This window comes from Streptomyces sp. NPDC054849 (genome assembly GCF_053610945.1).
In genome coordinates this window covers 23,951-48,310 of the sequence record NZ_JBSGZI010000060.1, presented here as the reverse complement: position 1 = coordinate 48,310, position 24,360 = coordinate 23,951, and the positions used below count along the sequence as shown (strand labels likewise).

Annotated in this window: 20 protein-coding genes; 8 read left to right on the top strand and 12 right to left on the bottom strand. The window is 72.4% G+C overall.

Going from position 1 to position 24,360, the window contains the following annotated elements:
- Positions 1-65: 65 nt before the first annotated feature.
- From sucD to ACWGIF_RS24045, 5 genes are all read right to left on the bottom strand, one after another.
- On the bottom strand, positions 66-956 hold the full coding sequence (sucD, locus tag ACWGIF_RS24065; RefSeq protein WP_030710487.1) for a succinate--CoA ligase subunit alpha: 891 nt from the start codon (positions 954-956) through the stop codon (positions 66-68).
- Between the two features lie 21 nt (positions 957-977).
- Positions 978-2,156, bottom strand: coding sequence for an ADP-forming succinate--CoA ligase subunit beta (gene sucC / locus ACWGIF_RS24060; RefSeq protein ID WP_453500550.1), 1,179 nt, complete (start codon positions 2,154-2,156; stop codon positions 978-980).
- 281 nt (positions 2,157-2,437) lie between these two features.
- Complete coding sequence (locus ACWGIF_RS24055; RefSeq protein ID WP_453500549.1) at positions 2,438-3,628, bottom strand: VWA domain-containing protein; 1,191 nt, start codon at positions 3,626-3,628, stop codon at positions 2,438-2,440.
- A 439-nt stretch (positions 3,629-4,067) separates the two neighbouring features.
- Positions 4,068-6,350, bottom strand: a complete 2,283-nt coding sequence (locus ACWGIF_RS24050; RefSeq protein ID WP_453500548.1) for a DUF5682 family protein — start codon at positions 6,348-6,350, stop codon at positions 4,068-4,070.
- Positions 6,347-7,453 (bottom strand): ATP-binding protein, encoded by a 1,107-nt coding sequence (locus ACWGIF_RS24045; protein ID WP_453500547.1) that lies wholly within the window; start codon positions 7,451-7,453, stop codon positions 6,347-6,349. Before ACWGIF_RS24045 ends, ACWGIF_RS24050 begins: the two co-directional genes overlap by 4 nt.
- 134 nt (positions 7,454-7,587) lie before the next feature.
- On the opposite strand from ACWGIF_RS24045, the gene ACWGIF_RS24040 reads away from it, so the two are divergent.
- Together ACWGIF_RS24040 and ACWGIF_RS24035 are read left to right on the top strand one after the other, a co-directional pair.
- Positions 7,588-8,931 (top strand): SWIM zinc finger family protein, encoded by a 1,344-nt coding sequence (locus tag ACWGIF_RS24040; RefSeq protein WP_453500546.1) that lies wholly within the window; start codon positions 7,588-7,590, stop codon positions 8,929-8,931.
- A gap of 300 nt (positions 8,932-9,231) precedes the next feature.
- The gene (locus tag ACWGIF_RS24035; protein WP_453500545.1) at positions 9,232-10,812 is read left to right on the top strand and encodes a DUF5691 domain-containing protein; all 1,581 of its coding nucleotides are present in this window, start codon (positions 9,232-9,234) and stop codon (positions 10,810-10,812) included.
- 163 nt (positions 10,813-10,975) lie between these two features.
- Here ACWGIF_RS24035 and ACWGIF_RS24030 read toward each other — a convergent pair whose 3' ends face one another.
- On the bottom strand, positions 10,976-11,377 hold the full coding sequence (locus ACWGIF_RS24030) for a cobalamin B12-binding domain-containing protein (RefSeq protein WP_453500544.1): 402 nt from the start codon (positions 11,375-11,377) through the stop codon (positions 10,976-10,978).
- Between the two features lie 173 nt (positions 11,378-11,550).
- Here ACWGIF_RS24030 and ACWGIF_RS24025 point away from each other — a divergent pair, with 173 nt between their 5' ends.
- Both ACWGIF_RS24025 and ACWGIF_RS24020 read left to right on the top strand, forming a co-directional pair.
- A complete protein-coding gene (locus ACWGIF_RS24025; protein ID WP_453500543.1) occupies positions 11,551-12,333 on the top strand; it encodes an esterase/lipase family protein in 783 nt (260 codons plus the stop codon).
- A 220-nt stretch (positions 12,334-12,553) separates the two neighbouring features.
- Positions 12,554-14,152: a M23 family metallopeptidase gene (locus tag ACWGIF_RS24020; RefSeq protein WP_453500542.1), complete on the top strand. Its 1,599-nt coding sequence runs from the start codon at positions 12,554-12,556 to the stop codon at positions 14,150-14,152.
- Positions 14,153-14,353: 201 nt separating this feature from the next.
- Here ACWGIF_RS24020 and pcrA read toward each other — a convergent pair whose 3' ends face one another.
- Positions 14,354-16,870 (bottom strand): DNA helicase PcrA, encoded by a 2,517-nt coding sequence (gene pcrA / locus ACWGIF_RS24015; RefSeq protein WP_453500541.1) that lies wholly within the window; start codon positions 16,868-16,870, stop codon positions 14,354-14,356.
- 12 nt (positions 16,871-16,882) lie between these two features.
- Entirely contained in the window at positions 16,883-17,242 is a 360-nt protein-coding gene (locus tag ACWGIF_RS24010) for an ArsR/SmtB family transcription factor (RefSeq protein WP_453500540.1), read from the bottom strand.
- Between the two features lie 102 nt (positions 17,243-17,344).
- Between ACWGIF_RS24010 and ACWGIF_RS24005 the strand changes: the two genes are divergently transcribed.
- Together ACWGIF_RS24005 and ACWGIF_RS24000 are read left to right on the top strand one after the other, a co-directional pair.
- Positions 17,345-17,698: a hypothetical protein gene (locus ACWGIF_RS24005; protein WP_453500539.1), complete on the top strand. Its 354-nt coding sequence runs from the start codon at positions 17,345-17,347 to the stop codon at positions 17,696-17,698.
- 144 nt (positions 17,699-17,842) lie between these two features.
- Complete coding sequence (locus tag ACWGIF_RS24000; protein ID WP_453500538.1) at positions 17,843-18,919, top strand: NlpC/P60 family protein; 1,077 nt, start codon at positions 17,843-17,845, stop codon at positions 18,917-18,919.
- 87 nt (positions 18,920-19,006) lie between these two features.
- On the opposite strand, the gene ACWGIF_RS23995 is transcribed toward ACWGIF_RS24000, so the two are convergent.
- The 3 genes from ACWGIF_RS23995 to ACWGIF_RS23985 all read right to left on the bottom strand — a co-directional run bounded on the left by ACWGIF_RS23995 (position 19,007) and on the right by ACWGIF_RS23985 (position 22,216).
- The gene (locus ACWGIF_RS23995) at positions 19,007-20,110 is read right to left on the bottom strand and encodes an alpha/beta hydrolase (RefSeq protein ID WP_453500537.1); all 1,104 of its coding nucleotides are present in this window, start codon (positions 20,108-20,110) and stop codon (positions 19,007-19,009) included.
- Between the two features lie 115 nt (positions 20,111-20,225).
- Positions 20,226-20,924, bottom strand: a complete 699-nt coding sequence (locus ACWGIF_RS23990) for a LuxR C-terminal-related transcriptional regulator (RefSeq protein ID WP_453500536.1) — start codon at positions 20,922-20,924, stop codon at positions 20,226-20,228.
- Positions 20,921-22,216, bottom strand: a complete 1,296-nt coding sequence (locus tag ACWGIF_RS23985) for an ATP-binding protein (protein WP_453500535.1) — start codon at positions 22,214-22,216, stop codon at positions 20,921-20,923. Before ACWGIF_RS23985 ends, ACWGIF_RS23990 begins: the two co-directional genes overlap by 4 nt.
- A gap of 131 nt (positions 22,217-22,347) precedes the next feature.
- Here ACWGIF_RS23985 and ACWGIF_RS23980 point away from each other — a divergent pair, with 131 nt between their 5' ends.
- Both ACWGIF_RS23980 and ACWGIF_RS23975 read left to right on the top strand, forming a co-directional pair.
- Positions 22,348-23,670 carry a PspC domain-containing protein gene (locus ACWGIF_RS23980; protein ID WP_453500534.1) on the top strand — a complete coding sequence of 441 codons (1,323 nt, stop codon included), beginning with the start codon at positions 22,348-22,350 and terminating at the stop codon, positions 23,668-23,670.
- Positions 23,657-23,881, top strand: a complete 225-nt coding sequence (locus ACWGIF_RS23975; protein ID WP_453500533.1) for a hypothetical protein — start codon at positions 23,657-23,659, stop codon at positions 23,879-23,881. The genes ACWGIF_RS23980 and ACWGIF_RS23975 overlap by 14 nt, the downstream gene beginning before the upstream one ends.
- On the opposite strand, the gene ACWGIF_RS23970 is transcribed toward ACWGIF_RS23975, so the two are convergent.
- Positions 23,827-24,342, bottom strand: a complete 516-nt coding sequence (locus ACWGIF_RS23970) for a DoxX family protein (RefSeq protein WP_453500532.1) — start codon at positions 24,340-24,342, stop codon at positions 23,827-23,829. The two genes, ACWGIF_RS23975 and ACWGIF_RS23970, sit on opposite strands and share 55 nt — an antisense overlap.
- Between the last annotated feature and the right edge of the window lie 18 nt (positions 24,343-24,360).

Genomic DNA, 24,360 nt, shown 5'->3' with positions numbered 1-24,360 from the left:
CCCCGAAGGGTGCGGGCCACGCCCGTACATCCGTGCACGCGTACGGACATCCGTACGGCGACTGCTTACTGAGCGGCGTTCAGGATCTCGCGCGCCAGCTTCGCGGTCTCGGTCGGCGTCTTTCCGACCTTCACACCGGCGGCCTCGAGGGCCTCCTTCTTCGCCTGCGCGGTACCCGAGGAACCGGAGACGATGGCACCCGCGTGGCCCATGGTCTTGCCCTCGGGGGCGGTGAAGCCCGCGACGTAGCCGACGACCGGCTTGGTGACGTTCTTCGCGATGAAGTCCGCCGCACGCTCCTCGGCGTCGCCGCCGATCTCGCCGATCATGACGATGAGCTCGGTCTCCGGGTCGGCCTCGAAGGCCTCCAGAGCGTCGATGTGCGTGGTGCCGATGACCGGGTCGCCACCGATGCCGACGGCGGAGGTGAAGCCGATGTCGCGCAGTTCGTACATCATCTGGTAGGTCAGCGTGCCCGACTTGGACACGAGACCGATCTTGCCGGGCTTGGTGATGTCGCCCGGGATGATGCCGGCGTTGGACTGGCCGGGGGTGATCAGACCCGGGCAGTTCGGGCCGATGATCCGGGTCTTGTTGCCCTTGGCGGTCGCGTACGCCCAGAAGGCGGCGGAGTCGTGCACCGCGATGCCCTCGGTGATGACGACGGCCAGCGGGATCTCGGCGTCGATGGCCTCGACGACGGCGGCCTTGGCGAAGGCCGGCGGGACGAAGAGGACGGAGACGTTGGCGCCCGTCTTCTCCATCGCCTCGGCGACGGAACCGAAGACCGGGACCTCGGTGCCGTCGAAGTCGACGGTGGTGCCGGCCTTGCGCGGGTTCACGCCGCCGACGATGTTGGTGCCGTCAGCCAGCATCAGCTTGGTGTGCTTCATGCCCGTGGCACCGGTCATGCCCTGGACGATGACCTTGCTGTCCTTGTTGAGGAAGATAGCCATGTGAGTCTGTGACCTCTGCCCTTACTTCGCAGCCGCGAGCTCGGCGGCCTTGTCGGCCGCGCCGTCCATGGTGTCCACGCGCTGGACCAGCGGGTGGTTGGCGTCCGAGAGGATCTTGCGACCCAGCTCGGCGTTGTTGCCGTCGAGACGGACGACCAGCGGCTTGGTGACCGCCTCGCCCTTGTCCTCGAGCAGCTGCAGCGCCTGGACGATGCCGTTGGCGACCTCGTCACACGCGGTGATGCCACCGAAGACGTTGACGAAGACGGACTTGACGTCCGGGTCGCCGAGGATGATCTCGAGACCGTTGGCCATGACGGCGGCGGAGGCGCCACCGCCGATGTCCAGGAAGTTGGCGGGCTTGACGCCGCCGTGGTTCTCGCCGGCGTAGGCGACGACGTCGAGGGTGCTCATGACGAGACCCGCGCCGTTGCCGATGATGCCGACCTCACCGTCGAGCTTGACGTAGTTGAGGTTCTTCGCCTTGGCGGCGGCCTCGAGCGGGTTCGCGGCAGCGTGGTCCACGAACTCCTCGTGGCCCGGCTGGCGGAACTCGGCGTTCTCGTCGAGCGAGACCTTGCCGTCGAGCGCGATGACGTCGCCGGAGGCGACCTTCGCGAGCGGGTTGACCTCGACGAGGAGCGCGTCCTCGGCGATGAAGGTGTCCCACAGGGTCACGAGGACCTCGGCGACCTTCTCGGCGACCTCGGCCGGGAACTGCGCCTGGGCGACGATCTCGCGGGCCTTCTCGATGGTCACGCCCTCGTTGGCGTTCACCGGGACCTTGGCGAGCTTCTCCGGGGTCTCCTCGGCGACCTGCTCGATGTCCATGCCGCCCGCGACCGACGCCATGGCGAGGAAGGTGCGGTTGGTCCGGTCGAGGAGGTACGAGACGTAGTACTCCTCGAGGATCTCCGGAGCCGTCTCGGCGATCATCACCTTGTGGACCGTGTGGCCCTTGATGTCCATGCCGAGGATGTCCGTCGCCCGGGCGACGGCCTCGTCCGGGGTGGCGGCCAGCTTCACGCCGCCGGCCTTGCCGCGGCCGCCGACCTTCACCTGCGCCTTGACGACCGACTTGCCGCCCAGCCGCTCGGTGGCCTCGCGAGCCGCCTCAGGCGTGTCGATGACTTCACCGGCCAGCACCGGTACACCGTGCTTGGCGAAGAGGTCCCTCGCCTGGTACTCGAACAGGTCCACGCGCGTCCGTCCCTTGTCTTTTTTAAAGATTCGCAGTGATTCGCGGTTGTCTGCTATCTGCGTGGGCGTGCCGCGGAGGGCAACGTGACGGCGCTGTCACAAGGAAGGCGCACACGGTGACCGTGGACGCGGCATGTCCGTCCCGCAGGTTATCCCCGAGGGCCGTAGGTCCCTAAATCGCAGATCACACCTGAGCGGTGATACCTGTCACAGATCGCCTCACGGTTGAAAGGGAAGTTCGTGTGATTCACCGATTCACACGACGGGCCGCGACGAGTGCGTCAGGGCGTCGGCAGGGGCCGCTTCTCCAGCGCCGCGGCCATCACCTCCGGGAACAGGTCGGGGGTGCAGGCGAAGGCCGGCGCCCCAAGCGCCGCAAGGGCTGCGGCGTGCTCGCGGTCGTAGGCCGGGGCGCCTTCGTCGGACAGCGCCAGCAGGGTCACGAACTCGACCCCCGCCCCCTTCATCGCGGCGACCCGCTTGAGCATTTCGTTGCGTATGCCGCCCTCGTAGAGATCACTGATGAGGACGACGACGGTGTCGGCGGGTCGCGTGATCTTCGACTGGCAGTAGGCGAGGGCCCGGTTGATGTCGGTGCCACCGCCCAATTGGGTGCCGAACAGGACGTCGACCGGGTCGTCGAGCTGGTCGGTCAGGTCGACGATCGCGGTGTCGAAGACGACCAGACGGGTGGCGATCGAGCGCATCGAGGCGAGGACCGCACCGAAGACGGAGGCGTAGACGACGGAGGCCGCCATCGAACCCGACTGGTCGATGCAGAGGATCACCTCCTTCTTCACCGATTGCGCGGCCCGGCCGTAACCGATCAGCCGTTCGGGGACGACGGTGCGGTACTCGGGCAGGTAGTTCTTGAGGTTGGCCCGGATCGTGCGGTTCCAGTCGATGTCGTGGTGGCGGGGGCGGCTGATCCGGGCGGAGCGGTCGAGGGCGCCGGTCAGCGTGGCCCGGGTGCGGGCCGCGAGCTTCTTCTCCAGCTGCTCGACCACCTTGCGGACCACCGCCCGGGCCGTTTCCCTGGTCGTCTCGGGCATCGCCTTGTTCAGGGAGAGCAGGGTGCCGACCAGGTGAACGTCCGGCTCGACGGCCTCCAGCATCTCCGGCTCCAGCAGCAGCGTGGACAGGCCGAGCCGCTCGATCGCGTCGCGCTGCATGACCTGGACCACGGAGCTCGGGAAGTACGTACGGATGTCCCCGAGCCAGCGGGCCACGTTCGGCGCGGACCCGCCGAGCCCGGCCGACCGCGCCCCCGACGTCCTGCGGGACCCGGCCTCACCGCCCCCGCCGTACAGCGCGCCGAGCGCGGCGTCCATCGCCGCGTCCCGCCCGGTCAGCGCACACCCGGTGCCATCGGCCTCTCCCCCGCCGAGCACCATCCGCCACCGCCGCAGCCGCTCGCCTCCGGCGGGGTCGGCGGTGTCATGCGCTCCCGCGGTCATGTCCGTACCGGTCATCTACCTGTCCCCCTGCACTCGTCGTATCCGCCGGCCTTCACACCGGCCCCATCCATCCGACCCACACATTCGGCCCAGCAGTCCCCTCACATCCCCGCCAGGCCCCTTTCGCCCACCGCCGAGCCGGCCGTCTCGCCCACCCCGGCCCGCTCGCCCCGCTCGCCCCGCTCGCCCTTTCTCGCCCACCGCCGGGCCCGGCCCGCCTCAGCCCCGGCGTGCCCGCCTCCCCCGGGCCAGCCCTTCTCGCCCACCCGGCCGCTCTCGCCCCGCTCGGCCCCTCTCGCCCACCGCCGGGCCCGGCCCCTCTCAGCCCGCCCGGCGCCTCTCAGTCCGCCGGCGTTTGAGGCGCTCTTTTCAGCCCCGCCGGCGTTTGAGGCGCGGGGGTCCGGGGGCAGCGCCCCCGGCAACGGCGCCGCACCCAGCCACCGGCGACGACCCCTCAGGCCACCGCGACCCCGCCGGGAGGCAAAAGCAGCATCCGCACCACCTCCACCACCGCCTCCGCCCGCACGGGATCCAGCTCCGGGGCGAAGCCCGCCGGCGCCGAGGAGCCGGGCACCGCGGCCGCCGGTCCACCGGGCCCGCGCCGGACCAGCTCGCCCAGCGTCCGCTTCACCCCCGGCTCGTACGCCCCGAAGGTCCGCCGCAGCAGGGGCAGCACGTCCGTGAAGGCCCGCTCCGGCACGCCGACCAGCCAGGCGTCGATCAGGCCCAGCAGCCGGTCGTCGTGCACCAGCAGCGTCCCCCCGCCCGAACTCCCGCCCGCGAAGCCCTCGATCCAGCCCGCCGCATCGGCCGGGGCGGCCGCCGGGGACAGCGCGAGCCCCATGAGCCGGGCCGTCTCCTCGGCCGGCAGTCGCCCGTCGTCGAGGAGCAGCCGGGCCGCCCGGCCGCGGATCAGGCCCGGCACGGTGTCCCGGCCCGCCAGCGTCCGCAGCACCGCGGACCAGCGGTCCCGCAGTCCCCCGTCCGCATCGGCCAGCAGCGCGACCGCCCCGTGCACCCCGTCGACGTGGCCGCGCATCTCCGCCGCCGCGTCGGCGTCGAGACCGGCCGTGCAGGCCGGCGGCAGCGCCACGCAGATCCGCTCGGCGAGTCCGGCCGCCACCGTGCCGAGCGCCGTCGCGTCGGTGCCCCGCACGTCTCCGTACCGCAGCGAACGGGCCAGCGCCGGCAGGGCCTTGGCGAGCCGCGCCACGTCGGTGTCCAGCGCGGCCCGGTCCGCGAGAGCCCGCAGTACGGCGGGCAGTGCGTCGGACAGTCCGGCCAGCAGGCACCGTTCGGCCAGGGCCGTCACCTCGCCGAGCTCCTCGGCTCCGGCGGCGTCCGCCTCGGCTTTGGCGGTGGCCGCCGCGAGGACGGTGGTGCCCCAGATCCCGGCCTCGGCGACGCGCACCGACAGCTCCGGCTCCCACCGCAGCCGCCAGGTCTCCCGGAAGGTCCCGGTGCTTCCCCGTGAGGCGGTGGGGGTGCCCCACTCGATGCCGAGCAGCCGCAGCCGGTGCAGCAGCAGGGATTTCGCCGAGTCGGTGTCCTTGCGCAGATCGAGTTCCAGTTCGCGGTCCTGTGCCTCGGCCTTGAGCCGCAGGGAGCGCTGCTGCCGCGTCAGGTCCCGCTGGAGCGGGACGACGGGCGCACCGTCGGGGACTTCGCCGAGCACGTCGCCGACGACGAGCCGGTCCTCGATCAGCGCGAGGGGTATGTCGGAGCCGTCGCACATGACCGCCCGGACCGCTTCGAGGGTCTCCGTCAGACCGGGCAGCGGTCTTCCCCGCATCGCGGCCAGGGTCTGGGCCAGCCGGACCGCTTCGATGACGTGCGCCGAGGAGACCTGCCGGTCCTCCGCGCGGAGCAGGCCGGCGACCTTGGTCAGCCACCGCTCCACGGGCCGGTCCTCGGCCGAGAAGAGGTGGGCGTACCAGCCGGGCGAGGTGATCCCCGCGCCGTACCCGCCGGCCCGGGCGAGCCGGCGGTGGGTCCAGGGCACCCAGGTAGTCTCCACCTTGACCTTCGGCAGGCCGGTCAGCAGCGCCTTGTCGGCGGCCACGGTGGTCTTCGCCCGCAGCGCCGGGACGTGCCAGGCCCCGCACACCACGGCGTACGCGTCGCCGAACTCCCGGCGGGCGGCCCGCATCCGCTGGCGCATGTACGCCTCGCGCACCAGGTCGCGGTGGTGGCCGCCGTCGCCGTAGGCCTCGCGCAGGGCTCCCATCGCATCCCCGAGCGCTTCGAACGCGCCGAGCACCTCCTCCCGTACGCCTCCGGCGCCCCGGTGCTCGACCACGTCCTCCCACCAGCGCTCCGGGTCGTCGTACCCGGCGGTCTCGGCCAGTACCGCGAGGGGGTCCAGCCTGACCGCATCGGACTCGGGGTGGTCCGTCGCCCCTTCAACGGCCAGCGAGTACGCGGCCGGCAGGTCCATGAAGCGCACCGGTACGCCGGTCTCCTGCGCCCAGCGGATCGCCACCCACTCCGGGGAGAAGCCGGCCAGCGGCCAGAAGGCGGCCCGGCCGGGATCGTCCGCGGCGTGCGCGAGCAGCGCCACGGGCGGCCGCATCCCGGGGTCGGCGGCCAGCGCGAGCAGCTCGTCCCCCTCGGGCGGTCCCTCGATCAGGACGGCCGCCGGGCGTGCCTCCTCCAGGGCGGCGCGCACGGCGCGGGCCGAGCCGGGCCCGTGGTGCCGTACGCCCAGCAGCAGCGGTCCCTTCAGGCTCGGGCTCATACCGTCGCCTCCCGGCAGGCCCGGTAGAAGTCCTTCCAGCCGTCGCGCTCGCGGACCACGGCCTCCAGGTACTCCTGCCAGACCACCTTGTCGGCGGCCGGGTCGCGGACCACGGCGCCAAGGATCCCGGCGGCCACGTCGGAGGGGCGCAGTACGCCGTCCCCGAAGTGGGCGGCCAGGGCGAGGCCGCCGGTGACGACGGAGATGGCCTCGGCGGTGGACAGGGTGCCGCTGGGCGATTTCACCTTGGTCCGGCCGTCGCCGGTGACCCCGTCGCGCAGCTCGCGGAAGACGGTGACGACGCGGCGGATCTCCTCCAGCCCTTCGGGCGCGGCCGGCAGGTCGAGGGCGCGGCCCATCTGGTCGACGCGGCGGGCGACGATGTCGACCTCAGCGTCGGCGGTGGCGGGCAGCGGCAGGACCACGGTGTTGAAGCGGCGGCGCAGCGCGCTGGACAGCTCGTTGACCCCGCGGTCGCGGTCGTTGGCGGTGGCGATGAGGTTGAAGCCGCGCACGGCCTGCACCTCGTCGCCGAGCTCCGGTATCGGGAGGGTCTTCTCGGACAGGACGGTGATGAGGGTGTCCTGCACGTCGGCGGGGATGCGGGTGAGCTCCTCGACGCGGGCGGTCATGCCGTCGGCCATGGCCCGCATGACGGGGCTGGGGACGAGGGCCTCGCGGCTGGGGCCGTGGGCGAGCAGCCGGGCGTAGTTCCAGCCGTACCGGATGGCCTCCTCGGGGGTGCCGGCGGTGCCCTGGACGAGGAGGGTGGAGTCTCCGCTGACCGCGGCGGCGAGGTGTTCGGACACCCAGGTCTTGGCGGTGCCGGGGACGCCGAGCAGGAGCAGGGCACGGTCGGTGGCCAGGGTGGTGACGGCGACTTCGACGATGCGGCGCGGTCCCACGTACTTGGGTGTGATCACCGTGCCGTCGTCGAGCGTGCCGCCGAGCAGGTACGTCGCGACGGCCCACGGGGAGAGCTTCCAGCGGGTCGGGCGGGGCCGGTCGTCGGCGGCCGCCAGGGCTTTCAGTTCGTGGGCGAAGGCGTCTTCTGCGTGCGGTCGCAGCGCCTCGGCGCCGGTGCTGTTCGCGGGCGTGGTCATGGTCCCCCTCCAATGCTCGGCAGCCGCTTCCGACTGCTGCATCCAAGGTGCACCACGCCACTGACAACGGGCCCCGTTTTGAACGTCGTTGCAGGTCAGCGCGATTGTCAGTGGGGTTCTCTACGGTGGTTCACATGACTGAGCAGGGGGTCCGCTGGACAGCGGAACAGGTACTGGTTCTGGCTCCTGACGATGCCTCACGCAAGGCGGGGGGCAGACTCGGCGGAGCGGGGCCGTGGTCGCAGATCGGAGGTTCCGCTTCCGGTTCCGTGTGGGGGTTGTGCAAGGGCAGCGGGAGCAAGCCGTACCGGACGGTCGTGGACCTGACGGGGCCGGCGTACAAGTGTTCCTGTCCGAGCCGGAAGTTCCCGTGCAAGCACGCGCTGGGGCTGCTGCTGCTCTGGTCCGCCGAGGGGGTCGGCGAGCCGGGGCAGGCACCGGACTGGGCCGCGCAGTGGCTGTCGGAGCGGGCGGCGAAGGCCGCGCGGCCGGCCGCCGGGGCGGGCGGGCCGGTGGACGAGGAGGCGGCGCGGCGGCGGGCCGAGCGGCGTGCGGCGCGCATCGGCGCGGGCGTCTGCGAGTTGGAGCAGCGGCTGGCCGACCTCTTGCGCAGCGGCCTCGCGGGCCAGGAGCAGGCGGGATACGCGGCGTGGGAGGAGACCGCCGCCCGGATGGTCGACGCGCAGGCACCCGGACTGGCCGTGCGGGTACGGGAGTTGGGGACGATACCCAGTTGCGGCCCCGGCTGGCCCGCCCGGATGCTGGAGGAGGCGGCGCTGCTGCACCTGCTGGACCGGGCCTGGCTGGGGGTGGCCGGGCTGCCGGAACCGCTGGCGGCCACGGTGCGCAGCCGGGTCGGACTACCGGCCTCCGGGGAGGGGGAGGCCGTACGGGACCACTGGCTGGTCCTGGCCCAGTACGACTCGGCGTCCGCGGACGGACGGCTCACCACCCGCCGGATATGGCTGCGCGGGCTGGCGGGCGGGCGGCCCGCCATGGTGCTCGACTTCGGACCGCCTGGGCGGCCACCGGGGCTGGCACTGCCGGTGGGACTGGTGCTGGAGGCGGAAATGCGCTTCCGGCCCGGGTCGGCGGGACTGCGGGCGGACCTCGGGGAGAGGTTCGCGGCGGCCGTGCCGTCCGCTGAGGTTCCGTCCGGGATCAGCACGGGGGCGGCCCTGGAGGCGTACGGGGCCGCGCTGCGGGAGGACCCGTGGCTGGAGTCCTGGCCGGTGGTGCTCGGACCGGTGGTCCCGATACCGGGAGAGCTCGGCTGGCAGCTGGCGGACGCGGAGGGCACCTCCGCCCTGCCGGTGCCCCTCACGGGGGCCGGCAGCCGCTCCCGCGGGGGTCTGTGGCAGCTGGCCGCGTTGTCGGGCGGGGGCCCGGTGACGGTGTTCGGCGAATGCGGCCACCGCGGCTTCATTCCGCTGACGGCCTGGCAGCCACACTCGCCGGAGCCGGTCGCCCTGACCTGAGCAGGGGCGGAGAAACACAAGGAGAGATCACTGGGGGCCTGGGGGCCCGTATGCCGTCCTTCAAGGGGCGGCGGGGAGGGGACGCGCACGGCGCCGGGGGGCGCCCGCGCGGCACGACGAGGATGCGGCGGCGCGGGGGCGCCGGCGTTGTGGTGACGAGAGGCCGGGGGGCTTGCATGAACGACAACCACGCCAGCTGAACGCAGGTGCATGCAGGGGGACATCGACAGCTCCGGTCCCGTGGAGGGGACGGGACCGGAGCGACAGCACGCGACGCAGGACGAACGAGGGAGGGGCCCGATGGGCAAGGGTGACGAGGGGTACGGGGAGTGGGAGGAGCTGGTCGGCGCCGCACTGCTGGGCACCGGCCGGCGCCGGGGCGGGGGCCCGGCCGGCTCGCCGGAGGCGCTGCTGGACGCGGCGGCGGTGCACACCGTGCGGCGCCGGGCAGGGCTGCGGCCGGCCGAGGCGCGTCCGCGCCCGGAGCCCGCGCCCCGGGACCCCCGCCCGGCGCCTCCGGAGGCGGCCCGCCGCCGGCTCGCACAGCTGCTGGCCGGCCGGACCGGCGCGGTCAACGGCGGCGGGCGCCGTGGGGCCGCCCCGGATCTGACGGAGCTGCTGCCCCAGTGGCTGGCCGCGGCCGGGCGGCACGGCTACCGTTCGCCGGCCGCGCTCGTACCGGCGTTGCTGGACGCGGCCCGGGCCCGTACGGACCTGCGGCCGCAGGCGCTGGCCCTCGCCGGGACGCGGGGGCTCTGGCTGGCCCGGATGAATCCGGACTGGCGCTTCGCCCTGCGCGGCGGGGTGGGCGGCGCAGGCGAGCTGCCGGACGTCACGGACCGGGCGGGGGTAGAACGGCTGTGGCAGGAGGGACTGTTCGCGGAGCGGGTGGCTCTGCTGGGCGCCGTCCGGGCCCACGAGGCGACGGCGGCGCCGCGGCTGCTGGCGACGACGTGGGCCACCGAACGGGCCGAGGACCGGCTGATGTTCCTCGATTCACTGCGCGTGGGACTGTCGACGGAGGACGAACCCTTCCTGGAGGCGGCGCTGAGTGACCGCAGCCGCAATGTCCGTGCGACCGCCGCCGAGCTGCTGTCGGCACTTCCGACATCGGCACTGGCGGGACGGATGGCGAAGCGGGCGCTGGCCTGCATGGGTCCGGAGGGGGTGACCCCGCCGGCCGAGTGCGACGCGGAGATGCTCCATGACGGAGTGGTCAAGCGACCGCCCGCCGGTCGCGGGGAGCGTGCCTGGTGGCTCGGCCAACTCGTCGAGGCGGCGCCGCTGTCGTGCTGGCGCGAGCGGTTCGGCGGGCTCGGCCCGGCGGAGATAGTGGCGCTGCCGGTGGCCGCGGGCGAGGGCTGGACGGAGGAACTGCACGCGGCGTGGTGCCGGGCCGCGGTGCGCCAGCGCGACGCGGAGTGGTCGCGGGCCCTGCTCGGCCCGGCGTCCGCACCGCCCGCGGCGGCCCCGGGCACCGCGTCGCTCGCGGAGCGGGCCAAGCTCCTGGAGACGCTGCCGGACGCGGAGCGGGCGGAGTGGGTCGCGCAGTTCATACGGGCCCACGGGCTGTCGGAGGCGTTCCAGCTGCTCGGGGTGTGCGTGGTGCCATGGGCAGGGGCTCTGGGCCGGGCGGTCGTGGACGCGCTGGACACGGCTCGCGATGCGGGCAGCTACCCGTGGAGCTTCAGCGGGGTGATGGGCCTGGCCGAACGCTGCCTCGATCCCGTGGAAGCGGGCCGGCTGGAGGCCCTGACCACGGCCGCGGAGGATCTGCCGGACGCGGCTCCGGGCGCCGCCGCGTACTGGGCCGAGGCGTTCCAGCGGCTGGTCGCCACGCTTCGCCTGCGCGAGGCGATGCTGTCGGAGCTGGCGTCGTAGGCACCACCGGGCGGGTGCGGGCGGCCGTTGCGGAGCTGCTCCCGCGCCCCGGAACGCCGGGGAGGCTGCGATCCAGCCTCCCCGGCGTTCAAGGCGCGAGGTTGCGGCGGCTGCACCCCGCCATAGGCGGCGGCGCAGCCGGACGTGAGCCGCCTGCCGTCGGCTACTGGCGGACGTGAGCGCGGACCCAGTCCACGATCGCCGTCGTCGTCGCGCCCGGGGTGAAGATTTCGGCCACGCCCCTTTCCTTGAGGGGGGCGATGTCGTCCTCCGGGATGATGCCGCCGCCGAAGACCTTGATGTCCTCCGCGTCGCGCTCCTTGAGGAGTTCCAGCACGCGCGCGAAGAGCGTGTTGTGGGCCCCGGAGAGGATCGAGAGGCCGATCGCGTCGGCGTCCTCCTGGATCGCGGTGTCCACGATCTGCTCGGGGGTCTGGTGGAGGCCGGTGTAGATGACCTCCATGCCCGCGTCCCGCAGCGCCCGCGCGATCACCTTGGCCCCGCGGTCGTGGCCGTCGAGACCCGGCTTGGCCACCACCACACGGATCGGACCGGTCACACCCATCGCACTGCCTCCCGAGTGAACGAACGTTAAGTACAGCATCGCGCACGCCGCCGTTTCGCGGTCCATCACGAGGGGGAAATCACACGTGGGACGGCATTGCGCCACCGTGCCGACAGCCGCACGGCACGGTGACGCAACGGCCGCGGTCCCAAGAGGCTCAGGGGAGGCCGTCGATGGGGCTGTCCATACCCATGTCCATGCCCTTGTCCGGCGCCGCGCTGCGGGCGGGCGCGCTCGAGGTGATGGTGCTCGGCGGGCACCTCCTGCTGTATCCCACCGGAGTGTGCCAGGAGAAGGTCGTCTCCGGCGCCCCCGCGACACGGCCGCCCGTCCTCCTCCTCCACGGGTTCACCGACAACCGGTCCGTCTTCGTCGTGCTGCGCCGCACCCTCGGGGCCGGTGGCGTGCGGCACGTGGAGGCGTACAACTACTCGCCCTTCACCCTCGACCTGCGCGTCACGGCCCGCCATCTCGCCCGGCGCGTCGAGGAGCTGTGCGAGCGCACCGGACACGAGCGGGTGGATCTGGTGGGGCACAGCCTGGGCGGGCTGGTCGGCCGGTACTACGTGCAGCGTCTGGGCGGCGACACCCGTGTCCGGACCCTCGTCACGCTCGGCACCCCTCATTCCGGCACACGGGTCGCCCCCTTCATGAACGCGCACCCCTTGGTGCGGCAGATGCGCCCGGACTCCGAGGTGCTGGCCGAGCTGGCCGCGCCCGCGCCCGGCTGCGCCACCCGATATGTGGCGTTCTGGAGCGAATTCGACGCGCTGATGGCTCCGGTTGCGACCGCACGGATCGAGCACCCTGATCTGCGTGTGGAGAACGTGCAGGTCACCGGGATCGGGCACCTCGCGCTTCCCGCTCACCCCACCGTGATCGCCGCGGTCCGGCGCGCCCTCGACGGGCCCGGGCCCGCCGCCGTCGCGAGCCTGGACGCCGCCTCCGTCGCCTAGCCCGCCGACGACCGCCAGTCGAACTAATTTCGAACTCAAGGCCAAGGGTGCGTCTTTCGGCGACCGAAAGGCGGCCGAATGCCCGGTTCCGGGGATCTGGAAACCCGGCGAAGATTGTCCTGGCGAGTAACCGCCGGGTACAGTCACGCCACTGCTCTCCTCCGGTGAACTTCGAGTTCCCGGCCACCCAGGCCCCACTGCCGAGGCGAAAGAGAAGTTGGTGAACGACCGCCCCTCGTCGGGCCCGTACCCGGATGCTGGGTACGACGGCCTTTCCACCACCGCTTTCGCTGGTGACTCGACCTACGTTTCCTATGAAACGCAGGGCCAGGGGGTCAATTACGCCGCCTACGGCTCCTACGAGACCGGCGCGTACGACACCACCGCGTGGACCGGGCAGGACGGATATCTGTCCACGATCCCGTCCCAGGCCGCCCCCGAGGACACCACCGGGAGCTGGGACGCGAGCGCCTGGAACATGCCCGGCACGGACCACTCCGGCTACACCGAATACCAGCCGGCCTCCTACGGCTACGACGCCTCCGCGGAGCAGACCGGGCACTGGGCGATGCCGGGCTACGGCACCACGGGCACCGAGACCGGCGCCTACGACGCCACCGCCTGGAACACCGCCTCGCAGACCCCGGCGCAGCCCGACGCCGCCTACGGGTACGAGTACCAGCCCGCGCAGCAGGAGTACACGTACGGGGCGACCTCCGTCGGCTACGCCTACGAGGCCCCGGCCTCAGTCGTCGACTCCGGGCAGAACGGGTTCGAGTCCGGGATCCAGAACGGGTTCGAGGGCGGGTACGAGACGGCGACCGCGGGCGGCACATACAGCGAAACCGCCGTCTTCCAGGTGCTCTCCGACGACACACCCGAGGGACACGACGGACACGAGGGACACGAGGTCCACGAGGACCACGAGGACCACGACGTCGTCGAACTGGCCGAAGTCCACGAGCTCCACCAGGTCCACGACCTCCCCACGCAGGCCATGCCCGTGACCGCCGCTCCGCGCGCCGCGCGCCGGACCGCCGCCAAGGGGAACGGCCGGGGCGGCGCCAAGGCGAGCAGCAGCCGTCGCCGCAACCCGGCGAAGCGTTCCGCCTTGCTGACCGTGGCCGTGCCCTCCGCCTGCGTGATGGGCGTCGCGGGCGTCGCGGCCGCCTCCGTCGGTGGACTCACCGGCACGGAGAAGCCCGGCGAGGACACCACCACGATGGCCGCGCCCGACCCGGCCTCGGTGAAGCCGGTCGCGGCGAACACCAAACTCGACACCCAGCTGGTCGCGCTCAGCGCCGACGCGGGCGACTTCGCGGACCGCGCGAGCCGCACGCAGGAGCGCATCGACCTGCAGCAGCGCCAGGTGGAGGAGAAGAAGAAGAAGGCGGAGGAGGCCGCGGCCAAGGAGGCCGCCCGCCCCAAGTTCGCCCTCCCCGTCTCGCAGGGGGGCCTCAGCGCCAACTTCGGCCAGGCCGGCGGCATGTGGATGTCGGTGCACACCGGCATCGACTTCCCGGTGTCCTACGGCACCCCGGTCATGGCGGCCACCGACGGCACGGTGCGCACCCAGTACAACAGCGCCTACGGGAACATGGCCATAGTGACCGCGCCCGACGGCACCGAGACCTGGTACTGCCACCTGAGCTCCACCAAGATCCGTGGCGGCAAGGTCAAGGCGGGCGACGTCATCGCGTACTCCGGCAACTCCGGCAACTCCACCGGCCCGCACCTCCACTTCGAGGTCCGGCCCGGCGGCGGGTCCGCGATCGACCCCCTCGCGTGGCTCCGCAGCCACGGCCTGGACCCGCGGTAGCCCGCGGCCCGGCCCGTACGCGGTCGGGCAACGCACCCACCCGGCACGCAGCCAGAGCAGTCGGCAGCCAGCCTGTCGGCATGCAGACCGGCCGACAGGTCAACCGCCCAGCCAGCAAACGCCCAGCACGGCGAACGCCCCGGCGGGCAGCCACGCCGCGGCCGGACTACCGCCCGGCCCCGCAGCCGCCCGCCGCCGTCCTCAGAGCTTCTGCACCGGCGCGTAACGCAGCAGCAGCCGCTTGGGCTTGTCGTCCCCGAAGTCGACGGTCGCCTGCGCGTCGGCGCCCGCTCCCTTGACCTCCATGACGGTGCCGAGCCCGAACTGGTCGTGCGTGACCCGGTCACCGACCACCAGGGCGACGACCGGCTTGTCCGCGGCCCGTCGCGTCGCGAATCCGGACGGACCCGACTTCGTGCGCGACGAGGACAGGAACGCCTCCGGCGACGTGCCGAACGTCGTCTTGCCCGCACCGGACGACCCGTACCCCGAGCTCCGCATCGGCCCCGCCGGCTTCTGGGACGCGCCCGTCCGCTTCCACTGGAGGTACTCCGCCGGAATCTCCTCGAGGAACCTCGACGGCGGGTTGTACGACGGCGTGCCCCAGGCACTGCGCATGCTCGACCGGGTCAGGTACAGCCGCTCGCGCGCCCGCGTGATGCCGACGTACGCGAGCCGTCGCTCCTCCTCCAGCTCCTTGGTCTGACCCAGCGCCCGCATGTGCGGGAAGACCCCGTCCTCCATGCCGGTCAGGAAGACCACCGGGAATTCGAGACCCTTGGCGGTGTGCAGCGTCATGAGCGTGATGACGCCCGTGCCGTCGGTGTCCTCGTCCGGGATCTGGTCGGAGTCGGCGACGAGCGCGACCTGCTCCAGGAACTCGGCCAGCGTGCCGGAACCGGGAGCCGGGGCCCCGGTCTCGGCGGCCTCGGCCACAGCGGCCTCGCGCGCCTGCTCGAACTCCAGCGCAACCGCCGCCAGCTCCTGCAGGTTCTCGATGCGCGTCTCGTCCTGCGGGTCGGTCGACGCCTGGAGTTCGGCGAGGTAACCCGTACGCTCGAGCACCGCTTCCAGGACCACCGCCGGGCCCGCGCCCGAGTCGACGATCGTGCGCAGCTCCTCCATCAGCACGTTGAACCGCTTCACCGCGTTGGTGGAGCGTGCAGCCATGCCGAAGGCCTCGTCCACCCGCCGCAGGGCCTGCGGGAAGGTGATCTTCTCGCGCATCGCGAGGGCGTCGATCATCGCCTCGGCGCGCTCGCCGATGCCGCGCTTGGGCACGTTCAGGATGCGCCTCAGCGGGACGTTGTCCTCCGGGTTCGCGAGGACGCGCAGGTACGCGAGGACGTCGCGGACCTCCTTGCGCTCGTAGAAGCGGACGCCGCCGACGACCTTGTAGGGCAGCCCGACCCGGATGAAGATCTCCTCGAACACGCGCGACTGCGCGTTGGTCCGGTAGAAGATCGCGACGTCGCCCGCCTTGGCGTCCCCGGCGTCCGTCAGCCGGTCTATCTCGTCGGCGACGAACTGCGCCTCGTCGTGCTCGGTGTCCGCGACGTAGCCGGTGATGACCGCACCCGTGCCGGCCTGGGTCCACAGGTTCTTGGCGCGGCGGTTCTCGTTGCGCTCGATGACGGCGTTGGCGGCCGAGAGGATCGTCTGCGTCGAGCGGTAGTTCTGCTCCAGCAGGATCGTCGTCGCGTCCTTGTAGTCCTCCTCGAACTGGAGGATGTTGCGGATGGTCGCACCGCGGAAGGCGTAGATCGACTGGTCGGCGTCACCCACCACGCACAGCTCGGCGGGGGGCAGGTCCGGGTAGCCGGTACCCACCAGCTCGCGCACCAGGGTGTACTGCGCGTGGTTGGTGTCCTGGTACTCGTCGACGAGGACGTGCCGGAAGCGGCGCCGGTAGTGCTCGGCGACGTCCGGGAAGGCCTGGAGCAGGTGGACCGTCGTCATGATGATGTCGTCGAAGTCGAGGGCGTTGGCCTCGCGCAGCCGCCCCTGGTACATCGCGTACGCCTGGGCCAGCGTCTTCTCGAAGCCGTCCACGGCCTGGTCGGCGAAGGCTTCCTCGTCGATCAGCTCGTTCTTCAGGTTCGAGATCTTGGCGGTGAAGGATTTCGGCGGGAACTTCTTCGGGTCCAGGTCCAGGTCGCGGCAGACGAGCGCCATCAGGCGCTTCGAGTCGGCCGCGTCGTAGATCGAGAACGAGGACGTGAAGCCGAGCCGCTTGGACTCGCGGCGCAGGATCCGCACGCATGCGCTGTGGAAGGTGGAGACCCACATGGCGTTGGCGCGCGGGCCGACCAGGCCCTCGACGCGCTCCTTCATCTCGCCGGCGGCCTTGTTGGTGAAGGTGATCGCCAGGATCTGGCCGGGGTGGACGCCCCGCGCGGACAGCAGGTGTCCGATGCGGTGGGTCAGCACCCGGGTCTTGCCGGAGCCGGCGCCGGCCACGATGAGCAGCGGGGATCCCGCGTGCACCACGGCAGCGCACTGCTCCTCGTTGAGCCCGTCCAGGAGCGTCGCCGGGTCGATGACGGGCCTGGGGGCGCCGTCCCGGTAGTACGCGTCCCCGCTCATGGGTACGTCGAACCGCCCCCCGAAGAGGTCGTCCGCGCCCGCCTCGGGGGCGGCGTGGTCCTCGGGCGGCGGCGGGACCTCGTCCGAGGGGGTGAGGTCCGCCAGGAAACTGTCGTCAAAGAGGCTGCTCATCGCAATCCGAGTCTAGGGTGCGGGACCGACAGCCGGCTGCGCCCCCGGAAAATCCCTCGGCGGGAACGCGTCACCCAGCACGATCTCCAGCAGGCCGGGGAAGCGCTGGTCCAGGTCGTCGCGCCGCAGTGCGAGGGAGAGCCTGCGGCCCTGGGGGCGCTGGCGTATCACGCCGCTCTCGCGCAGCGTCCTGAGGTGGTGCGTGACGCTCGACCTGGGCAGGTCCGGGACGACCTCGCCGCAGAAGGCGTGCTCGCCGGAGGCGAGCCTGCGGACGATCTCCAGCCGGACGGGATGTCCGAGCGCCGCCAGGACGTCGACCAGTGCGATCCGGTCGGCGGCGGGGTGGGGAAGCTCAGCAGCGGCGGCCATGGACGCCACTGTACGCAGATCTCGTACGGAGATTCCGGTGCGGTTCTGCGGGTGGCCGCCCGCCCGCAGGTGCCGTACGGCCACCCCGTACGCTCGGCGACCATGGACGTACTGATCGATGTATTCGTCGGCCTGCACATCATCGGGATCGCCTCGCTCCTCGGTGGCTTCCTGACCCAGATGAAGGCGATGAGTGCCGGCACGGCCCGCTTCACGCCCGCCATGCTGCACGGTGCGCTCACCATGCTCGTCACCGGCGTGCTGCTCGTCGGTTTCAACGAGATGGACGGCACGCCCGTCGACAACGTCAAGATCGGCGTGAAGCTCGCCCTCCTCTTCGTGATCCTCGCCCTCGTCTACGTCAAGCGCGACGAGGAGCGGGTGGAGAAGGCCCTGTTCGGCGCGGTGGGCGGGCTGACCATGGTCAACGTCTTCATCGCCGTTCTCTGGCACTGATCCGCACCGGACCGATCCGCTCCGGTCCCGAGCGGCCACCTCCAGTCACATCAGGCCACTTACGATCATTGCGTCATCCGCCCGTTACCTCCGGGTCTAGCGTCCTCCTGCCAAGCACCGGCAGAGGAAGGACGTGAGGGCCGCGTGGCCAGTCATCGAAAGCCCAGGCAGCGCCCGCTTTCCGGCGGCAGGGTACGGACCGCCGCCACCCTCGCCCTCGCGGGCGCTGCCACCGCCACCGCCTTCGAGGGCACCTCCCAGGCCGACCCCCGGCTCACCCCCTCCCAGGTCAAGTCGGAGGTGGACCGGCTCTACGAGGAGGCCGAGGCGGCAACCGAGCGGTACAACGGGGCGAAGGAGAAGGCCGATGAGGCCGACCGCGCGCTCACCGGCCTGCGCGAGGAGACCGCCCGCAAGACGGACCAGCTCAACACCGCCCGCAGCGCGCTCGGGACGCTCGCCGCCTCCCAGTACCGCAGCGGCTCCCTGGGCCCGGCCGTGCAGCTCGCGATGGCGGACGACCCGCAGGAGTACCTCGCCCAGTCCTCCTTGATCGCCCGCGCCGGGGACCGCAACGCCGCGGGGATCACCACCGTGCGCCGCCGGCTCGACGAGGTCGGGAAGCTGAAGGAGCAGGCCGCCGGACGGCTCGCCGACCTGCGCTCCCGGCAGGACGAGCTCGCCGAGCACAAGGCCGTGATCGAGGGCAAGCTCGACACCGCCAAGCGCCTGCTGGCCAAGCTCACCGCGGAGGAGCGGGCCGCGTACGAGGCCCAGTCCCCCGGCGCCGCATCCGGAGCCTCGCCCGCCGCCGCACCCGCCGCCGCACCCGCAGTCGCGAAGGGCGGTACGCCCCCTGCGCCGTCCGACGGTTCCCGCGCGGCCCGGGCCGTGGCCTTCGCGTACGGGGCGATCGGCAAGCCGTACGTGTGGGGTGCGACGGGCCCCGGTTCCTTCGACTGCTCGGGCCTCACCCAGGCGGCCTGGCGCTCGGCGGGCGTCTCCCTGCCCCGCACCACCTACACCCAGATCAACGCCGGCCGGCGCGTGTCCCGCGACCAGCTGGCCCCCGGCGACCTGGTGTTCTTCTACTCCGGAGTGACCCACGTGGGCCTCTACATCGGCAACGGCCAGATGATCCACGCCCCGCGCCCCGGATCGACGGTCCGGCTGGCACCGATCGACTCGATGCCCTGGGCCGGAGCCTCCCGCCCCGCGTGACCCGCCACCTGTCCCCCGTCGGGACCGGACCAGGACCCGCGGGACCGCACCCGCGCGGACCGGACCCGCGCGGACCGATCGGACGCCCTAAGGAGCCTTGACCACGCCACTCAGCCAGCCGAAGGTCTGCGGCAGCTGCTTGGACCACGATTCGAGGTTGTGGCCGCCGACCACCTTCTCCGCGTGCACCCAGGTCGGCGGCTTCGCGGCGGCCTTGACGTCCATGCCCGAGAGGTAGCCGTCCTGCACTGCGCCCGACATCCACAGCGACACGGCCGGCGGCGTCGGCTGCGTCTTGAGCACGTGCAGCAGGTTGTGGGTGCGGCGCAGCTCCGGGTCCTGGGCGACCAGCGAGGAGGGCTCCTGGCCGGGGTCGTTGTAGCCCGACAGGGAGACGGCCGCGCTGTAGCGGTCGGGGTGGGCGATCGCCAGCTTGGCGGCGCAGTAGGCGCCGGCCGAGTAACCGGCCACGCCCCAGGTGCGGGCCTCGTCGGAGGCCCGGAAGTTGTCGACGACCATCTTGCGGACGTCGACGCTGAACCAGCTGTCGGCGTTGACCTTGCCGGGGATGTTGGCGCATCCGGTGTCACCGTTGCCGAGCAGCATGGCGCGCGGCGAGACCAGGATGAACGGCTGCACCGTGCCGCTCTTCATCAGCGGCTCCAGCACCTCGTGCGCCTTGAGCCCCTGGAACCAGGACTTCCCCGTCCCCGGTATGCCCGGGATGAGCTCGACCACCGGGAACTTCTTGTCCTTGTAGGCCGGGTCGTCGTACTGCGGCGGCAGCCACACCAGGACATCGCCCTTGACCCCGGAGATCTTGCCGTCGAGCTCGGTCTTCTGGACCCTCCCGCCGAGGCCCTCCACGGGCTGGAAGTCCTGGCGCACCTTCGGCGCCTCCGCGGCCTTCTTGCCGCCGAGCCCGTCCGGGCCGAGGTCGGGCGCTGCCGTCACGTACGTGCCGGTGCCGAGCAGGTCGCCCCACGAGGCGTAGAAGTGCTCGGCCCTGTTGACGGCGACGAAGACCACCGCGATGGCGGTGACCTGGGCGAACACCACCATCAGGGCGCGCACGGCAGTGCGTACGACGGCAGGGCCGCGCACCTTGCTCCACACGGCCAGCGGAAGGATGACGGCGATCGCGGTCAGCGCGATCACCGACGCGAAGAAGGGTGTACCGGTCAAGCTCATCACGCCAGCCTAGAGTGCGGCGTCTCGGCTTCCGGTTGCCAGGTCGGCCTGCGGTGTGGGTCACACCGCAGGTCACGCCCCCGACGTCACGCGCCCGGCGTCACGCGAGACGGCGTCACACCAGTCGTCGGGCCGTCGCCCACCGGGTCAGCTCGTGCCGGTTGGAGAGCTGGAGCTTCCTCAGCACCGCGGAGACGTGCGATTCCACCGTCTTCACCGAGATGAAGAGCTGCTTGGCGATCTCCTTGTACGCGTACCCGCGCGCGATGAGCCGCAGCACCTCGCGCTCGCGCTGGGTGAGCCGGTCCAGGTCCTCGTCCACCGGCGGCGCGTCCGTCGAGGCGAAGGCGTCGAGCACGAAGCCCGCCAGCCGCGGCGAGAAGACCGCGTCCCCGTCCTGCACCCGGAAGATCGAGTCCACCAGGTCGGTGCCGGTGATCGTCTTGGTGACGTACCCGCGCGCACCGCCCCGGATCACACCGATGACGTCCTCGGCCGCGTCCGACACCGACAGGGCCAGGAAGCGCACCGGGTGCTCCGCCGCCGTCATCAGCGGGGCGCAGCGCCGCAGCACTTCGACGCCGCCGCCGCCCGGCAGGTGCACGTCGAGCAGGACCACTTCGGGCCGGGTGGCGGTGATGACCGTGACGGCCTGGTCGACGTCGGCGGCCTCGCCGACGACCTCGACCCCGGTGCGTTCGGTCTCGCCGATCTCGGCCTGTACACCCGTGCGGAACATCCTGTGGTCGTCGACGAGCACCACCCGGACCTGCCGGGCCGCCCCCGTGCCTGCGTTCTCTGCGGACTCGGTCATGCTGCGTTCGCCGCCCTCTCCATCTCCAGCTCGACTTCCGTGCCGCCGTCGGGCGCGGACCGCAGCCGTGCGGTCCCGCCGTTGCGCTGCATCCGGCCGATGATCGATTCTCGTACGCCCATGCGGTCGTCCGGTACCGCGTCGATGTCGAAGCCCGGTCCCCGGTCCCGGACGGACACGAACACCGCCTGCCCCTCCACCTCCGCGTACACCTGGACGGGCCCGCCCTCGCCACCGTACTTGGCGGCGTTGACCATCGCCTCGCGCGCGGCCTGGATCTGCGCCGCCAGCCGCTCGTCGAGCGGGCAGTCGCCCACGACCACCACCTCGATGGGGACGCCGTGGTGGTCCTCCACCTCGGCGGCGGTCTTCTTCACGGCTTCCGCCAGGGTGGCCGGTTCCTCCGCCTCGTCCTTGCCGGTCCCCTCGGGTTTGTAGAGCCAGTTCCGCAGTTCGCGCTCCTGCGCTCGGGCGAGCCGGCGCACCTCTCCGGCGTCCTCCGCGTTGCGCTGGATCAGGGTGAGGGTGTGCAGTACCGAGTCGTGCACATGGGCGGCGACCTCGGCCCGCTCCTGGGCCCGGATGCGCATCAGACGCTCCTCGGAGAGGTCCTGGGTCATCCGGATCAGCCAGGGTCCGGCGAGCAGGGCGACGCCCACGAGGACGGCGAGGGTGGCGGTGAGGACGTTGCCGAGCTGCGCGGCGGAGCCCCGTACGACGATGAAGACGGTGAGGCCCACACCGACCAGGACGACGCCGGCGAGCGCCCGGGCGGCCTGCAGGAGGCGCCCGTGCCGCCCGGCGACCTCGTTCCAGTGGGCGCGGCGGGCATTGTCGGCCTGCCGCCACACGAGGACCACCCCGGCGCCGACCAGCAGCGTCGGCCACACGTACCGGCCGGACGCACCGCCGAGCTGGACCTTGGAGATGAAGATCGTCGCACCGATGAACAGGGCGATCAGCGCGGTGATCTGCCCGCGGCCGGGTTTGCGCAGCCGGCGGCTGCCGTCGGGAAGGGTCTCGAAGAAGGAGCGGTGCCCGGCGCGGCCGCCGACGCCGAGCGGTACGAAGACCCAGAACGCGGCGTACAGCAACACCCCCAGCCCGTCGCCCCACATGAAGAGGAGGAGGAAGGCCAGCCGGACCCAGCCCACGGGCAGCCCGAGGTGCCCGGCGAGCCCGCGCGCGACGCCGCCGAGCATCCGGCCGTCGGCGCTGCGGTAGAGCTTGCGCTGCGGCGGTTCGTCGGCATCGGATGCGTGCGGCGTACGGGGAGCGGCGGCTACGGGCATGTCACCAAGGGTCACATGTGCAGCGGCGGCCCGGCATCAGGGCAGCCCCCCACTTCTGTCCGGGGGATATCAGGGTTGCGCCAGGGTCGGGCCCGGTGCCGCACTCCGCCACGGCCCGTCACCATGGACACATGACCGAAGTACACGATGCCCCTCCGGCGGACCCCGGGGCCCCCGAGGCCGCCGATCCGCGGCCGCCCCTGCGCCGCGGCAAGCGCGACAAGGTCCTCGCGGGCGTCTGCGGCGGCCTGGGCCGGTACTTCGAACTGGACCCGGTGGTCTTCCGGATCGTCCTCGGTGTCCTCGCGGTCACCGGAGGCGTCGGCCTGATCTTCTACGGCTTCGCCTGGCTGCTGCTGCCCCAGGAGGGCGAGGACGACAGCGAGGTGAAGAAGCTGCTGACCGGCCGGATCGAGGGCGCCACGCTGGCGGCGGTGTTCGCCGCCCTCGTGGGCTGCGCGCTGTTCCTGTCGATGCTGGACAACGGCGGGTTGGCGGTCTTCTCGGTCCTGGTCATCCTGGCGCTGGGCGGGGCCTCGTACTGGTCGCAGCGGCGGCGGCACTCCTACGCGCCCGAGGCCGAGGCGCCCGCCGAGGGCGGCGCGCACCGGACCGCGCACTCGCCCGCCCCGCCGGAGACGAAGGCGCCGCCCACCCCCGGCGGCCCCTCCTGGTGGCGGGATCCGCTGGTCAAGGACGGCACCACCGGCCCGGTCGGCGGGACGGGCTATCTGTGGGGGCCGGACGACACAGCCGATCCGGCGGCGGTCGCCGACAGCCCGCGCTCGGCCGCGAAGCGGACCGCGGCCCCGGTCCGCCGGCGCGGCGGCATCGGCGGCCGGGTCTTCCTGCTGGCCCTGCTGGCCGGGGTCGTGGCGACCGCCGTCACCTGGGAGGGCCGTCCGCTGGGCGAGGCCCTGCAGACGGGGCTCTCCGCCACCCTGATCGTCTTCGGGCTGGGCCTCGCGGTCAGTTCCCTGCTGGGGCGCACCGGCTTCGGCACGGTCGTGCTGGCCGTGTTCACCTCCGGCCTGCTCGCGGGCGCCGCGGCGCTGCCCCGCGAGATCGGCACCGACTGGCGGGAGGCCGCGTGGCGTCCGGCCGCGGTGGCCGACGTACGGCCCGTGTACGAGGCGGGCACCGGCCTGGCGACCTTGGACCTGAGCCGCCTGGACGTGTCGAAGGGCACGGCCGTGGCGGTCGAGGCCTCCATCGACGCGGGCCGGCTCAAGGTGATCCTGCCCCGGGAGGTCACCGCGCAGGCGGACGTCACCATCCGGCGGCTCGGCGACATCCAGCTGCCCGGGGACTACGCGGGCCGGATCGAGCGGGCCGGGGAGCAGAACCGGCGGGAGACCCTGCCGCCGCCCGCCGGCACCGAGGCCGGCGGGACGATCGAGCTGCACCTCAGTGCGGGTGTGGGACAGGTGGAGGTGGCTCGTGCGGCGTCATGAGTTCCAGCCGGGACGGCTGATCGCGGGACTGGTCCTGCTGGTGGCGGGCGTGCTCTACCTGCTCGACAACACCGGCGGGGCGGACCTGCCCTGGTTCGCGGTCATCCCGCTCACCATGGGCGGGCTCTCGCTCGCCGCGCTGGTGGGGATGGTGACCTACGCCGTCCGCCGGGACAGGCGCGACCGGATCAGGGAGTCCAGCGACAGGTAGGGCGCGCCGGCGAGGATCAGCGGGGTCCAGGCCATCAGGTAGATCAGGTCGTTGCCGTAGTAGTACGGGGTCACCGCCCACGACACCGTGAGCCACAGGCTGAGCGAGACCAGCGCTCCGCCGAGTGCCGCGACACGGGTCAGCAGCCCGGCCAGGGTCCCGAGGCCGACGAGGATCTCCCCGATCGCCAGGGCGACGGCGAAGCCGACGGGTGAGTTCAGCGACAGGTCCACCAGGGCGGGGAAGGCCGAGGTGTCGCGCACCCCGCGCATCATGTCGCCGATGGAGCCGTCGCCGGTGGCGGAGAGGAAGGCGGAGTCGGTCAGCTTGTCCAGGCCGGCGTAGACGAAGGTCACGCCGAGGAAGATCCGCAGGGGCAGCAGCGCGTGCCGGGATGCCAGCTCACGCAGGCCCGCCGCGTCGCGAGGGGCATGGGCGTCAAGAACATCGGTTCGGGTCACGCGACATGTGTACCCCGA